The sequence below is a fragment of the Candidatus Endomicrobium procryptotermitis genome, assembly GCA_031279415.1.
Lineage (GTDB): Bacteria > Elusimicrobiota > Endomicrobiia > Endomicrobiales > Endomicrobiaceae > Endomicrobium_B > Endomicrobium_B procryptotermitis.
Map to the genome: position 1 here is coordinate 1 of JAITIP010000005.1, position 15,437 is coordinate 15,437.

14 protein-coding genes are annotated in these 15,437 nt (G+C 36.1%); 10 read left to right on the forward strand and 4 right to left on the reverse strand.

Features of this window, described 5'->3' with window-relative positions:
• Nucleotides 1–171 precede the first annotated feature (171 nt).
• Nucleotides 172–1,077 (forward strand): lysophospholipid acyltransferase family protein, encoded by a 906-nt coding sequence (locus tag LBD46_01175; GenBank protein MDR2425792.1) that lies wholly within the window; start codon nucleotides 172–174, stop codon nucleotides 1,075–1,077.
• A gap of 110 nt (nucleotides 1,078–1,187) precedes the next feature.
• On the opposite strand, the gene LBD46_01180 is transcribed toward LBD46_01175, so the two are convergent.
• Nucleotides 1,188–1,613, reverse strand: coding sequence for a GatB/YqeY domain-containing protein (locus LBD46_01180; protein MDR2425793.1), 426 nt, complete (start codon nucleotides 1,611–1,613; stop codon nucleotides 1,188–1,190).
• A 1-nt stretch (nucleotide 1,614) separates the two neighbouring features.
• A complete protein-coding gene (locus LBD46_01185; GenBank protein ID MDR2425794.1) occupies nucleotides 1,615–2,130 on the reverse strand; it encodes a DUF192 domain-containing protein in 516 nt (171 codons plus the stop codon).
• Nucleotides 2,131–2,374: 244 nt separating this feature from the next.
• On the opposite strand from LBD46_01185, the gene LBD46_01190 reads away from it, so the two are divergent.
• Nucleotides 2,375–2,740: a metalloregulator ArsR/SmtB family transcription factor gene (locus LBD46_01190; GenBank protein MDR2425795.1), complete on the forward strand. Its 366-nt coding sequence runs from the start codon at nucleotides 2,375–2,377 to the stop codon at nucleotides 2,738–2,740.
• Nucleotides 2,741–2,754: 14 nt separating this feature from the next.
• On the forward strand, nucleotides 2,755–4,860 hold the full coding sequence (cadA, locus tag LBD46_01195; protein ID MDR2425796.1) for a cadmium-translocating P-type ATPase: 2,106 nt from the start codon (nucleotides 2,755–2,757) through the stop codon (nucleotides 4,858–4,860).
• A gap of 62 nt (nucleotides 4,861–4,922) precedes the next feature.
• On the opposite strand, the gene LBD46_01200 is transcribed toward cadA, so the two are convergent.
• A complete protein-coding gene (locus LBD46_01200) occupies nucleotides 4,923–6,677 on the reverse strand; it encodes a phosphoenolpyruvate carboxykinase (GTP) (GenBank protein MDR2425797.1) in 1,755 nt (584 codons plus the stop codon).
• A gap of 26 nt (nucleotides 6,678–6,703) precedes the next feature.
• The gene (locus tag LBD46_01205) at nucleotides 6,704–7,216 is read right to left on the reverse strand and encodes a nucleoside-diphosphate kinase (GenBank protein ID MDR2425798.1); all 513 of its coding nucleotides are present in this window, start codon (nucleotides 7,214–7,216) and stop codon (nucleotides 6,704–6,706) included.
• 217 nt (nucleotides 7,217–7,433) lie between these two features.
• On the opposite strand from LBD46_01205, the gene LBD46_01210 reads away from it, so the two are divergent.
• From LBD46_01210 to LBD46_01240, 7 genes are all read left to right on the forward strand, one after another.
• Entirely contained in the window at nucleotides 7,434–8,087 is a 654-nt protein-coding gene (locus LBD46_01210; GenBank protein MDR2425799.1) for a CpXC domain-containing protein, read from the forward strand.
• 333 nt (nucleotides 8,088–8,420) lie between these two features.
• Nucleotides 8,421–9,059, forward strand: a complete 639-nt coding sequence (locus LBD46_01215; GenBank protein ID MDR2425800.1) for a site-2 protease family protein — start codon at nucleotides 8,421–8,423, stop codon at nucleotides 9,057–9,059.
• A 7-nt stretch (nucleotides 9,060–9,066) separates the two neighbouring features.
• Nucleotides 9,067–10,041, forward strand: coding sequence for a tryptophan--tRNA ligase (gene trpS, locus LBD46_01220; GenBank protein ID MDR2425801.1), 975 nt, complete (start codon nucleotides 9,067–9,069; stop codon nucleotides 10,039–10,041).
• Nucleotides 10,042–10,061: 20 nt separating this feature from the next.
• Nucleotides 10,062–10,916 carry a segregation/condensation protein A gene (locus tag LBD46_01225; protein MDR2425802.1) on the forward strand — a complete coding sequence of 285 codons (855 nt, stop codon included), beginning with the start codon at nucleotides 10,062–10,064 and terminating at the stop codon, nucleotides 10,914–10,916.
• Nucleotides 10,897–11,547, forward strand: a complete 651-nt coding sequence (gene scpB, locus LBD46_01230) for an SMC-Scp complex subunit ScpB (GenBank protein ID MDR2425803.1) — start codon at nucleotides 10,897–10,899, stop codon at nucleotides 11,545–11,547. The genes LBD46_01225 and scpB overlap by 20 nt, the downstream gene beginning before the upstream one ends.
• Before the next feature lie 212 nt (nucleotides 11,548–11,759).
• Nucleotides 11,760–14,696: a PEGA domain-containing protein gene (locus LBD46_01235; GenBank protein ID MDR2425804.1), complete on the forward strand. Its 2,937-nt coding sequence runs from the start codon at nucleotides 11,760–11,762 to the stop codon at nucleotides 14,694–14,696.
• Between the two features lie 14 nt (nucleotides 14,697–14,710).
• On the forward strand, nucleotides 14,711–15,437 hold a 727-nt coding region (locus LBD46_01240; GenBank protein ID MDR2425805.1), incomplete at its 3' end, for a hypothetical protein.

Here is a 15,437-nt window from a genome sequence, read left to right on the forward strand (position 1 = left end):
GACGACGCCTAAAAAGCAAACAATATTAAGTGTTTTAGAAGATATAGCTTACCGTTCTGGCAAAAACGGCTGGACTTTAAGGAAAAACGCACAATTAACGTTAGAGGGATTGTTGTAATATTGTTATATGTATAAAAATTAAATTTATTTTAAGAAAAGCGATAGTAAAATATGTCAAAAAGAAATGTTTTTCAGGATTATATTGAATATTTTTCTCTTAAAGCGGTCATGTTTTTTTTATATCTGTTTTCTCTTAGTTTTGCTCAAAAAATAGGGCAGATATTTGCATCATTTGCCTATTTTTTTGTTCCGATGAGAAAAAAACACGTCATAGATATGCTAACTTTTGCTTTTCCCGAAAAGTCTAAGAAAGAAATAAGAACCATAGCAAAAAATACTTATAAATCTTTTATGAAAACCATTATAGAGATGATATTTTTTCCGGTGCTTTCTGATAAAGCCATAGAAAATATGATGGTCTATGAAAACGAAGAAGTTATAAACGACGCTTTAGGCAGAAATAAAGGAATGATTTTCATGTCTGCACATTTTGGAAACTGGGAACTTACGGCTTTATCTTTTTCGAAAAGCCATCCAATGTCGGTAATAGTCGCAAAACAGTCAAATCCGCTGGTTGATAAAATGATAAACGACATAAGGACAAAAAGAGGTTTTAAAACAATAAACAAAGATGACAAAATGGCTTTCAGAAACGTGATCAAAGCTTTAAGAGCAAAAGAAACCGTAGCCATTCTCGCCGATCAGGACGCAGGAAAACAAGGCGTTTTTGTTCCTTTTTTTGGAAAGCTTGCGTCAACTCCAAAAGGTCCCGCTCTTTTTGCGATAAAAGCAGGCTGTCCTATAGTAACGGCTTTTGGCATAAGGCAGCCTGATGGAAAAATAAAAGTGAGATTTAAAGAAATTCCTTTTTACGATACGAAAGATGAAGAAGAAAATATAAGACTTATAAATGCGCAGTATTCTCGGCTGCTTGAAGAAGTAATAAGAGAATATCCAGATCATTGGTTTTGGTTTCACAGGAAATGGAAAACAATGCCTCCTTCCAATTTGTCCTAAGTTATTTCAATAAAAATAATTTTTGCCGCGAGGCTGAAAAATGAAAGTCAGGTTTTAATTTGAAAAAGGTTTGTCTATATTTAAACTGTAAAAATCCGGATATTTAATTCTTAGCCAAGCACTTTTTTTACTGTTGTGGATACTCTTTTTCCATCAGCTTGTCCATTTACCGCTGCGATTGCAGCTTTCATCACCACTCCAAAACTTTTATCATCAGATGCATCTGCCGCTTCTTTCACTTTTGCCAAAAGCTGTTCATCTGATAATTCGGCCGGCAAATACTGCTCAATGACTTTCAGCTCTTTCAGCTCTTTATCGATTAAGTCCTGCCTTCCTGCTTTTTCAAAATTATCAATGGACTCTTTTCTCTTTTTTACTTCACTTCTCAATACTCTGAATATTTCCTCGTCATTGATTTTAATGTTTTTCATCTCTCGGATATTGATTTCGTTTAATATGCCTCTTACGGTGTTTAAACTTATCATGTCTTTTGTACGCATGTAATTTTTTAGGTCTTCTTTAAATCTTTTAATCATTTTAATCTCCGTTTATATAATAATTTTGTGATACTTCAAGAATACTTCCGAAAACTATGTTTAACTTGTCTGCCGACCCCGCTTCCAATTCTATAACGGTATCTGCCCTTTGCGGTGATTTATATATTTTGAGATCTCCTATCTTAGCAGTCGATATCGGGATAGGAACATTTTTTTCTATCCCTGCGACTTCGTTTCCCGATATCCATATAATATCAATTGGGAATTTCATTTCTTTCATCCAAAAAGACTGAATATCCGATTCATAAAAGAAAAATATCATTCCGTCTTCGGGAATTTTTTCTTTATTGGACAATCCTTCAGCTTTTGCTTTAGGTGAATTTGCAACGACAAGATTCAGCTCATTATCCGCAAGCCTAACTTTTAATATGCTGCCGTCTGGAATGCTGAAAATATCTTTTATTTGAGATTTATGCGATACCATCTGCTGCTTTGTAAAAACGCAGGAGACAATAAACGCTGAAAAAATGATTAACAGAAATAATTTTATTTTCATTCTGCCTTATTTATTATCGTGAGTATTTTTTAATTATTGACATAATCCCGCAAGCTGGCTGCGGGGAACAACTTTGTTGCGGGGAAAATCTCAATCCAAGCTTGAAAGAATTTTGCTTTCATTGAATTATTTATTATAGCAAAATTGAAAAACATATGTATTGTTTGACATTATCATAATTATTTATTACAATAATAGTTGAATAATTATTCAACTATTAAATTAAAATCTTTTGGAGGATTTTATGTCGAATTCTAAAAATGACATTTTTAAATGTGATTGTAATGTTATTCATAAAAAAGTTGTCAGCCAGGTAAAAACTAAAATGCCCAAAGAAGAAAAATTATATGATCTTGCGGAATTTTTTAAAGTTTTCGGAGACAGTACGAGAATTAAAATTCTTTGGGCTTTAAGCGTTGCCGAGATGTGCGTTTGCGATATAGCCGTTCTTTTGAATATGTCAAAAAGTTCGATTTCTCATCAGTTAAGAATTTTGAAACAGACAAGACTTGTAAAGTATAAAAGATCTGGAAAAATAGTTTTCTATTCTCTCTGCGACAATCATGTAGAACGCGTGTTTAAACAAGGATTCGAGCATATTAATGAATAAAATAGGAGAAGTTTATGACATGGCTTAGAGAGTTTGAAGTTAACGGTTTGCGCTGTGCTGATTGCGCAAATAAAATAGAAATAAAAATTTCAGAAATAGAAGGCATTAAAGATGTGAAGCTCAATTTTGCATCAAAAAAGCTTTCTATTGAAACGGATAATGATTTAGGATTATTAGTCGCAAATCTCAATAAGATTGCATCCGAAATTGAATCCGGTGTGACTATAGCGCTTAAAAACAATAAAGAGAGCGGGTGCTGTGGAAAGCGCAGCGCTGAAAATAAGAACAAATTGAAACATATTCCGATACTGGCTGGAGTGTTGTTATTTGCTGCCGCTTTGATTTTTGTTTTACCTTATCGTATAGAATTTTTTATGTTCCTTGCGGCTTATCTTCTTATAGGTGGTCAGGTACTTGTTACTTCAGCAAGAAATATTTTGCGTGGAAAAATTTTTGATGAAAACTTTTTAATGTCAGCCGCAACCGCCGGAGCTTTTGCAATAACGCAATATCATGAAGCCGTTGCAGTTATGCTTTTTTACCGCATAGGAATGTTTTTTGAAGATACAGCAGTCAAAAAATCGAGAAAGTCTGTTTCTGAGCTTATGGATATTCGCCCTGATTTTGCAAATGTAAAAAAAGGGAATGATATAAAAAAAGTTTCTCCGCAAGAAGTAAATACAGACGATATTATAGAGGTTAGACCCGGAGAAAAGATACCTCTTGACGGGATAGTCATAGAAGGAAATTCTTCTCTTGACGTTTCGTCTCTGATGGGAGAGTCAATTCTTCGAGATGTAAGCATAAATGATGAAGTTTTGTCCGGTTCTATCAACAAAAATGGGCTACTCAATATAAAAGTCACAAAACCTTTTTTTGAATCTACGGTTTCAAAAATATTAAATCTTGTGGAAGAAGCGAGTACAAATAAATCCAAAACTGAGAAGTTTATATCGAAATTTGCAAAATATTATACGCCGGCCGTAGTTTTTTCTGCGGCATCTTTGGCAATTTTACCTCCTATTTTATTTAAAAATATGGCATTTTCAGATTGTATTTACAGAGCTTTAGTATTTCTTGTGGTTTCATGTCCGTGCGCTTTAGCAATTTCGATTCCATTAAGTTTTTTTGGCGGCATAGGTGGAGCTTCGAGAAACGGCATTCTTGTTAAAGGAAGCAACTATCTTGAAGCTCTAAATAATGCCGATTATTTTGCTTTCGATAAAACAGGTACGTTGACAAAAGGAATATTTGAAGTTACTAAAGTTATAAATGAAAACCCTTTCAGCGAAGAAGAAGTTTTAGAGTATGCAGCATATGCTGAAAGTTATTCAAATCATCCGATAGCGTTGTCCGTAAAAAAAGCTTACGGAAAACAGATTGATAAAACTAAAATTAAAAATTATGCTGAACATGCAGGACTTGGCATAAGTATGCAAATGGGCGATAAAAAAGTACTGGTGGGAAATACAAAGCTGTTAGATAAAGCTAAAACCACGCATAAAGAGTATAAAGATGTGGGAACTTTGGTTTATGTCTCTATAGACAATACATTTGCCGGTTGCATAGTCGTTTCGGATGAACTTAAGCATGACAGTAAAACGACTATAGATTCGCTGAAAAAAATGGGTATAAACAAAATAGCAATACTTACGGGCGACGTGAAAAAAACTGGAGAGAAAATTGCTGATGCTCTTGGTATAAAAGAGGTCTATACTAATCTGCTTCCCAATGAAAAAATAGATAAAGTTAAAGAGATTCGTCGGTCCAAAAAAGGCGGCGGAAACCTTGTTTTTGTTGGTGATGGGATTAATGATGCCCCGCTGCTTGCAGGAGCTGATATAGGAGTTGCGATGGGTGCCATGGGCAGCGATGCAGCCATAGAAGCCGCTGACATAGTTTTGATGACCGATGAACCTTCCAAACTTATTACGGTGTTAAAAATAGCTAAAAAGACAAAATCTATAGTTTGGCAGAATATTATTTTTGCTTTAGGCATAAAAGCAGTTGTTTTGGTTTTAGGCGCCGCAGGAATAGCTTCTATGTGGGAAGCTGTTTTTGCCGACGTAGGCGTTACTTTAATAACGGTTGTAAATTCCATACGTGCATTGAAAATTTAAAAACAAATAGATAATAAAGCGGAGAGCTAAAGCTCTCCGCTTTTAAAGTTTGCGGCTGTTTTTTATATTCCAAAATTTTTCTTAAGCTCGTTGAGTTTGTTTTTAAGTTCGGCAGGAATTGTATTGCCGAATTTTGCATAAAATTCTTCAATCATTAGTATTTCTTTTTTCCAATCTTCTTTGTCTATGTTTAAAAGTTTATCCATAGTTTCTTTTGATATGTTTAAACCGCTTGTGTCGATTGCTTTATCTTCGGGCATCAGCCCGATTTCTGTTTCTTTGGCGCCTGTTTTGCCTTCAATTCTTTCTATCATCCATTTGATTATTCTTGAATTGTCTCCGAAACCGGGCCACATAAATTTGCCATTTTCATCTTTTCTAAACCAATTAACCATAAATATTTTAGGCTGTTTTGAAGTTTTTTTACCTATAGAAAGCCAATGTTTAAAGTAGTCGACCATATTATATCCGCAAAAAGGCAGCATTGCCATAGGATCTCTTCTTACGATACCCTGAGCTCCGCCAGCGGCCGCCGTAGTCTCAGAACCGATAGTGGACGCGGTAAATACTCCACTTTCCCAATCTTTGCATTCATATACAAGAGGAATCGTGTCACGTCTTCTTCCGCCGAAAATTATTCCAGAAATCGGTACGCCTTTGGGATTATCATATTCTGTAGAAAGCGTGGGACAGTTATATATTGAAACCGTAAATCTTGAATTTGGATGAGCCGCAGGTTTCCCTGAGGCTTTGTCATATTTTTCTCCCCGCCAGTCCGTTAAATCCGCAGGAGTTTCATCCGTCAAACCTTCCCACCATGGAGAATTGCCAGAATTATCTATTGCGGTATTTGTAAAAAGTGTCGGGAAAAATTTGTTGTTTTTCAATGTGTTTACCATGACTGGATTTGTTTTTGTCCCGGTTCCGGGTGCGACACCAAACATTCCCGCTTCTGGGTTAATCGCATAAAGCTGTCCATCCTCGCCTATGTTAATCCATGCTATATCGTCTCCCAGTGTCCAGACTTTATACCCGGGAAATACTGGCTGGAGCAGTGCAAGATTTGTTTTTCCACAGGCTGATGGGAAAGCTCCAAGGAAATAAGTTACTTTTCCATCAGGAGCTTCCACTCCTATGATAATCATATGTTCTGCAAGCCAGCCTTCCTGATAACCTAGATAAGATGCGATCCTGAGCGAATAACATTTTTTTCCGAGCAGCGCATTTCCACCGTATCCTGAGCCGAAACTCATTACTGTATTGTCTTGAGGGAAATGCATAATAAATCTTCTGTCTGGATTTACGTCTCCTATGGAATGAATGCCTCTAAAAAAATCGGAAGAATCACCTATTCTTTCAACAGCCTGTTTTCCAGCTGTTGACATAATTCTCATGCTCAATGCCACATAAACCGAATCAGTTACCTGAATACAGTTTTTCGCGTATTTTGATTTTGGATTTCCCATGACAAAAGCAATAACATACATTGTTCTTCCTTTCATGCATCCCTTAAACAGTGCGTTCATTTTTGCTTTTGCTTCAGATGGTTCCATCCAATTATTGTTATGTCCGGCTTGTTCTTTTTCAGGGGTACATACGAAAGTGAGATGTTCTGTTCTGGCTACGTCGTTGGGATTTGAACGATGATAATATGAATTGGGATATATTTTGTCATTGAGCTTTGTCAACACTTTCTCTTTTTGTCCGACTTCCGCAAGTCTTATGGCTTCTTCCTTAGACCCATCCATGATATAAACCTTATCTGGCTGCATGATATCCTGCATTTGCAGGATAAAAAGCTCTATATGTGTTGACATTTCCATACTCCTTAATTGTTAATTTTTTATCTCCAAACTATTTTTTCATCTTTTTCAACAATAATTTTTTCCGTTGAATAAATACTTTTTACAATTTCTGCGGGTTTGAACCAAAGTTTTATTTCTCTTTCGGCTTCCGAAGTATCGGAAGAACAGTGTACCACGTTTTCATAAACGCCTTTTGTCGTTATCCTTCCGTAAGCTCCCCTTATTGAGACAGGGTCGGCTTCTTCAGGATTAGTAGCGCCGGCTATTTTTCTCATTCTTGTTATAGCATCTTCTCCCTGATATACAAAAGCGAGAACTCTATCCCACGGCTCTCCATAGACTTTACCCTGTATGTACTCTACGAGTTCTCTGAAAAACGGTTTGTCTTTTAAATGATAATAGTGTTGTTCGGCAAGTTCTTTGCTTACTTTTACCGCTTTTGCACCTATAATCACCATTCTTGCTTCGGAAAGTTTTGTCAAAATATTTCCTGTCAACGATTTTTTAATTCCGTCAGGTTTAATCAAAATTAAAAGCTGTTCGATTGCCATTTTTTCAGTCTCCTTAAAAGTTATTTTTGCCGATTATGCGTATATAAAAAATTTGCAGCATTTATGCGCTTCATGCCGCAAATCACAACATTACATATGATTATCATAACTAAAATATTATACAACAAATAATATTTTTTTTGCAAATTGGCACTGTTTAAATAACATTAATATTTCGGAAATTGAAAAAGATAAAGGAAATTGTTAAAATTTTTATATGTCTATTTCAAATTTAGAAGAAATTAAATGTCCATGCGGAGAAGTTTTTGAAGCCGAACTTTTGTCGGCCATAAGCGTTTGTGATAATCCTGAATTAAAAGAAGCGTTAATCTCGGGAGAAATCAATCTCGTATGCTGTCCTGCGTGCGGTGAAATATTTTATGCAGAAAGATTTATTCTTTATCATGACAGCGAAAGAGAACTTATTGCTTTCGTATATCCTTTAAGTTTTCAAAATCAAGCCGCCCAATGCAAAGAAAAGATGCATTGTGAGTTTAAAAAGGCTCTGGACAGTTTTGATGATAAAAATAAAATTTCATATGAACCTTTGCTTTTTTTTGGTATAGAAGATTTGGTAATGATGTTAAAAATCGAACAAGAGATTGAAGACGAAGAATCCATTGTGGCTTATATGTCGCGCGCTCTCGGATTGGGTTTGGCGAAAATCCCTTCAAATTTTGCCAGAAAATTTGGCATCCCAAAAGTTTTTCCGATTTTAAAAGAGGAAAAACAATTCGTGGAATCCTCTATGTCTGCATTAAAAAAACTTATAAAGCATAATCCAAACCTTCTTCATTATGTTAAACTTTCAGAAAAATTATCTGAAGACAAAAATCTTTCTGAAGAAATAAATAAAAAGGTGAAAAAGTGATAGAATTGCTAAAACGCTGCACCCCAAACCTTTTTATCGAAGCATTTTTATTGATAATCAATTTTCCTATTTGCTGGATTGGGTTTACTTGGCTCATACAGATGGCCAAAAAAAACGGATAATACATTACGGGAAATATCATAAAAACTTGTTTATCTTAAATACCATATTTCAATAATTGCCGTAACGTCGTTTACAATAATATCAATAGCTATTTTTAACCTGCATTTTGCAAAAAAACCTTCAAAAATCAATAAAAAATTCATATGATTGACAAAGAAAGCCAAAAAATATAAAATTATTTTTAAATTTCACGCCAGTCTAAAGGATAAAATGGGAATTTTGATATATATCGTCGTGCTGCTTTTTTCCATAATTATGCATGAGTTTGCGCATGGATATGCCGCTTATTTGAGAGGCGACGATACGGCAAAATATGCAGGAAGGCTTACTTTAAATCCTATTCCCCATATAGAACTTTTTGGTAGCATAGTTTTACCGATTTCTTTATTGCTTCTTCATGCTCCGGTTATTTTTGGTTGGGCAAAACCGGTGCCGATAAACTATGCAAAACTCAGAAATCTTAAAATAGATATTCCTTTAATTTCTTTTGCCGGACCCGCGGCCAATATAGCACTTGCCATTGCTGCCGGGATGGGAATCAGGATTATCCGCATGTTGCTTTCTGCCGAACAAGGCTTCACAGGCGCGATAGCTTCTATTTTTTACGTTATGGTAATTATAAACGTTGTTCTTTTGGTAATAAATCTGGTTCCAATTCCGCCTTTGGACGGTTCTAAAGTGGTAACTTATTTTATGCCGCATGATATGGCGCGCAAATATCTGAGCCTTAACCCTATTGTATGCACGCTTTTACTGATTTTGCTTTTATGGTCTGGAGTTTTATGGAATATTATAGAGCCGTTAATCAATTATTTGGTTGTTTTATTAAGCGGAGTTCCACTCAGGTAGATGAAAAATGAAAAAGAAAGTTTTGTCGGGCATGCGTCCCACGGGAAGACTGCATCTTGGTCATTATTTTGGTGCGTTAAAAAATTGGATAGAGCTTCAAAATGAATACGATTGTTTTTATATGTCCGCAGACTGGCATGCGCTGACTACGGATTACGCCGATACTTCAAAAATAAATGAAAATACTTTTGAAATGGTCGCAGACTGGATTACAGTCGGAATAAATCCTGAAAAAAGCGTTATTTTCAAACAGTCGCAAGTGAGCCAACACAGCGAACTTTTTTTAGTTTTATCGATGATAACGCCTTTAGGATGGCTTTACAGATGTCCCACATACAAAGAACAGCTTAATGAGATAAAAAATAAAGATTTGAATAATTTTGGCTTTTTAGGTTATCCTGTACTACAGGCGGCTGATATTCTGCTTTATATGGCGGACATAGTTCCCGTAGGGGAAGACCAACTGGCACATCTGGAACTTACTAGAGAAATAACAAGAAGGTTCAATAATTTTTACGGCAATGTCCTGGTTGAACCTCAATCGAAACTTACGGAATCTGCCAGAGTTCCCGGAATAGATGCGAGGAAGATGTCAAAATCATACGGGAATTCGCTTTTGCTTGGAGAAGATGACGATTCCATAAAGAAAAAAGTCCGTGATATGTATACAGATCCTTTGAAAATAAAAAAAGATGATATTGGCCACACTGAAGGTTGTGTTGTTTTTACTTTTCATAAGATTTTTAACAAAAATTATAAAGAAAGAGAAACCGAATGCAAAGCAGGAAGCATCGGCTGCGTTACGTGTAAAAAACAGCTTACGGAAATGCTTTCAGTTTTCATGAGACCTCTTGCGCAAAAAAGAGCCGATATAATGAAAGATAAATCTTATCTGGAAAAAGTTTTAAAAGAAGGTACGGAAAAAGCAAGAGAGACTGCGGCTTCAACTATGTCCGATATAAGAAAAGCTCTTAAATTTTAATCTGGATTTGCGGGATTTTTATGACATATGACATTCACACTGATTCTTTTGAAGGTCCTTTAGACCTTCTTTTGCATCTTATAAAAAGAAATGATTTGGAAATAAGCGAGATAAAAATAGCAGAAATAACTTCGCAATATCTTGCATATATTGATTTAATGAAAGAGCTTAACATTGACATTGCGGGCGAATTTCTCGTCATGGCATCGATATTGATGCAGATAAAAGCGAAGACACTTCTTCCTTCAGACAGTGAAAAAGAAAACGAAGAAGATCCGTTTGATCACCTTAAAAACAGGCTGCTGGAATATCAGAAATATAAAGAGGTAGGCAAACTTTTATCGTATAAAATTCTTGAAACTTCGCAGATTTATTACAGGCCGGCTCCATCGGTCAATAAGCATGATTATGTGCTTGATGCTTCTGTTTTCGATCTGATAAGCAGTTTCAGAGATGCTCTCACAGCTTTACCTGAAAGCGTGAAAGAAATAATGTATAAAGAAATTCCCATTGAAATGAAAATAAGGGAAATTCTAGATGTATTGGAAGGCAGGCAGTATGTTTCTTTTACTGAAATTCTCAAAATTCAAAGAACCAGAATGGATTTGATAGTGTGTTTTATGGCTGTGCTTGAACTTGTAAAAAATAAACAGATAGTGGCAAAACAGTCGGAACTGTTTCAAGATATAAGAATTTATAGAGTTTATAATGAAGTCGAACCAGAAGTAAAAGAAGACAACGGCGTGTTCGAGTTCGCAAAAGAAAAAGATGACAAGAATGCAAAACTTCTCACGACTGATTTGGAGCTTAGTGGTGAACCCGATGTCTCAATAAAAGAAAACCAAGAGGAAAATAATGGAAATATCCGAAGTTAAAAAAATTTTGGAAGCTTTGCTTTTCGTTTCTGAAAAGCCTTTAAGTCTTAAAGATATCAGAGATATAATAAAAGAAGATTATGCAGAAACCGATAATATTGAAAATATTTTAAATGAATTGAAAGCCGAATATGACGGTTTAAATAAGCCTTATGAAATAAAATTTATCGCAGAAGGCTGGATATTTGCCACAAAACCTGACTTTTCTCCTTGGATAAAAAAACTTTTAAAAGAAAAAACCGTTTTAAAACTTTCGCCTTCGGCTTTAGAGACTCTTGCCGTGATAGCTTATAAACAGCCTATAACAAGAGCCGAAATTGATGAAATAAGAGGCGTTGAATCCTCCGGAGTATTAGATACTTTGATTGACCGCAAACTGATAAAAATAGTGGGCAGAAAAGAAACTTTGGGAAGACCTTTGCTTTACGGAACGACACAGGAATTTTTAAAACATTTCGGGCTTGCACATCTAAGTGAGCTTCCTTTAATTGAGGACATTCCAAAAGAAAATCAGCAGACCGATGTCGCCGCAGAAACGGAACTTCCTTTCGAGCAAAATAAAAATGACGTCGAATATAAATCTGCAGAAAATATTGACGGCAAAATCAAAATCCCTCAAGATGAAGTTTAGAGTAAATGAGCAGAAAAGCTTCTGAAAATAGTAATGTCGGCGCTGAAACGCAGCTTTCACAAAAGAATTTTGAAAATGTCGACAAAAAAGAAAATACTTATGATGAAAGCATAAAAAATGATTGAAATTCTAGTTCTTGTCGTATTTGATTTAATAATATATAATATGTAAAGATTATTTTATCTATTTTTTTATAAAAGGTGAAAGAATAAATGAGCGGAAATAAATCGCAGCAAAGTTTGGATTTAGGTTTGTTTATTAATGATCAATACGTGACAGTGAAAACAATCGGACAGGGTGGGATGGGAGTTGTGTGGCAGGCTTATGATTTCAGCCTTAGAAATTTTATCGCCATAAAAGAACTTCTGAGCGAATTTTCTGAACCTAAATTTGTTGACATGTTTTATAAAGAAGCTCTGATAGCAAAAAATATTATACATGATAATATTGTCAGAGTGCAGCATTTCTGGAAAGGCAGCAACGGCTCTTTTTACATTTCGATGGATTTTGTAAGAGGTGTTGATCTTGAAGATTTGATAAAAAGATGCAATGAATTAAAAATAAAAATACCGTGGGAACTTTCCGTGCTTATATGTATAAGCATGCTTAAGGCGATAGATTATGCCAACCGTATAGCCAGAGATTCCATAACTGGAAAACCTTACGGAATAGTTTACAGAGACATATCTCCTGGCAATGTTTTAATTTCATTTGACGGCAATGTCAAGTTAAGCGATTTCGGCATTGCAAAAACCGCCGATGAGATAAATGAAGGTATGAAACAGAACGTCGTTACTGGAAAATACCCCTACATGTCTCCGGAACAAATAAAGGGAATTTCAGATATTGATCACCGCGCCGATGTATTTTCAATAGGTGTGGTTTTTTATGAAATGCTTACTGGAAAACGTTTATATTCCGGAGAGAATTCCGAGATCAAGCATCAAGTATTAAATCAGAAATTTGACACGGGGTTTCTCAGCGGCATTCAGCTTCCTTATGAGATAGGCGAAATTCTGTCAAAAAGTCTCGAAAAAGACAGGGAGATGAGATACGAAAGAGCCATTGAAATGTACCGTGATTTAAGAAGAATTTTGAAAGGTGTCGAAACCGAAGAACTTGCCATTGATTTAGCATCGTTTATTTCAAGAGTTATGGAAAAAGAGCTAAAAGCTTCCGATGAAATCATAAATGTCGTAAAAACTTTGGATAGACAGGAAATAAAAAATAATATGGCTATTCCAAGGGTGCTTTGTAACGATTTTATAGTCGGTGAAAATACAAAACCTGCCGATACTGTTGTTTCTCTTGAAGCGTCGCCAGTTCAGGATTCAGCTCAGGATGATACTGAGCCTGATGCAGCTCCATCGGTTTCCGTTTCTCCAAAAATAGAAAAACCATTAGCGGCTCAAACAACCCGGCAGCCTCAGCCGCCGGCACCTTCTTCTCAGACGTATCCACAACAATTGCAGGCCGAAGCCAAAGGAAAAACTGTGTTTGAAGAAGTTGGAGATTGGCTTGTAACAAAATTTAAAGAACTTAAAAATAAGATAATAAAAATAATTGCTGCTTTAATTTTGGCAGTTTTATTGTTTTTCGGTTTGGATATTTTTATACAAATTACGCCTTTCGGAAAGGGCGTATACTCATGGCTTTATCCGCCTGATGTCGTAATAACTACTGTTCCTGCCGGAGCTACCGTGAGTATGAAAACAAAAGAAGGGGAAGTAATATTGCAGAATGCCAATTCATCTGCGCCCATACCTTTGAGAAAAGTACAGCCGCAAACATATATTGTTACCGCATTAAAAGAAGGGTTCAGACCGGTACAGAAAGTCGTAAGGATCGAAGACAGAATGAGCAAATCAAACAGAGACAGAAGTGAGAAGATAGAAATAATGTTTGACTTCCTGCTGGATGTTGACTCGGAACCACATGGAGCTGATGTCTATATTGATGGCAATAAATTTGGCGTGACGCCGTGTAAAATACAGCTTATGGCAGGCGAACATACCGTAAGACTTGCTTTAGCTGGATTTGAAGATTTGGGTTCAAAAGCAAAAGAATCCAAAGAAGGACAATGCAATATAGATTTTTCAAAATCTAACAGTGATGAGATGTTCAACGGGGTAGACAAGAAATTTTGGAAAACGGAACTAAAAAATATTAGCGGTGAAAACGTTTTTAGTATAAAAGGACATATGTATAAAAAATTTACTTTTACGTCCGTTCCTCAAAAAATGATAATTCATATTGAAGGCGAAGGTCAGCCAAGAGGCAATACGCCTATAACGGTGAATATGAAAGCGGGTAGCTATAAAGTCAGAATGCTTGATCCTGAAGGAAGATACGGCGAAGCGACAAAAAATATAACCGTTTCCGCAAATTCCGAATCAGAACTGTATGTTCATATGAATAAACTTATTTCTTTCAGGGTGCGGTCAAAAGACAATCCGTCAGAATCTTTCATATCAAAATTGACAATACAGGGAAAAGAGTTCAGTACTACTAAAAATGTGGGTACCGGCAAACCTATAGTTGTGCCATTGCCTACTAGCGGGAAATATAATTTTACATTTACAGCGGATGAATTTAAGCCGTATTTTGTAAGAGATGTTGATGTTGCTAACATAAGCAGCGTGACGGGAAATATGGAATATGCTCAGGTTGCATTAGATTTCAATATAGTTACAATGGAAGGCGATAAAGAAATTCCTTTAGAAAATGCATATATCTGGCTTGAGAATACACTTGCAGGGAAAACGGATTCAAAAGGTTTTTGGACAAAAAAAGTTAACCCAGGAAAAATAGCGGGGAAAATAATCGTAAAAGATTATGAAGAGCAGCCTTTTGAAAAACATGCGGCTCCCGCAAAAGGTGCAATGGTTAAAGTTGTTATGATCCCGATGGAACCGCTGGTGCCGGAGACTTTTATTCTTCCGATTAACGATGAGCCTGCTGCGTTGCCTCAATCACTTATGCTTCCGGATAAACCTATAACGAGACAACAACCGCCGCCGCCATCTACTTCTCCTATTAGAAAGGATGACGTTCAGGTAATAGTTTGTCCTCATTGCGGATATATTAACACGGTTCCTGCGGGGAGAAGGTTAAGATTTTGTGTGAACTGTGCAAAACCTTTAAAATGAATGAAAGAGGTATTATGAAAACTTTGTTTAGAGCATTGATTTTTTTATTTTTCATTATCATTTTGTTTAGTGTAAAAACTTTTGCAGATGTACCAAAGACCATTGCTTTTCAAGGAAGACTTACCGATAACACAGGATTTCCTGTAACCGCAAGCAATAAAACTTTTACTTTCGATTTTTATGATGCTCTAACCGGAGGAAATTTGGTTTTTTCAATAATCGTTTCAAATGTAAACATAAATGACGGCATATACGGAGTTATATTGGGTTTTTCAGACAGTCAAATTGAAGAATTCAACAGACCTCTTTTTGTACAAGTGGCATATAATGACGGCGCTGCAAATAATGTGATAGGTACAAGAACTGCCCTCGGAAGCAGCCCATATGCTTTATCTATAAGAGACCACTCTATATCAACTGTAAAGATCGCAACCGGAGCGGTAACAACTGAAAAGATAAATGATGGCAGTATAACTCCGCTAAAAATGAATTCTTCTTCGGGAACTTTTGATATTTCGGTTACAAGTGCTTTGTATGCCAGCGTTGCGCAAATTGCAGATTCTGTTTCTTCGTCATTTACGGTCAGCAGCGCTTCATACGCTGTAGGGGCAGGTACGGCGGCATATGCGACAGGTGCAGGATATGCCATAAATGCAGGTACGGCGGCATATGCATTGACTGCTGGGACAGCGGCATACTCGGAAGATTTTAATAAAAATGTGTTAGTTGCAAGTGCGGCAT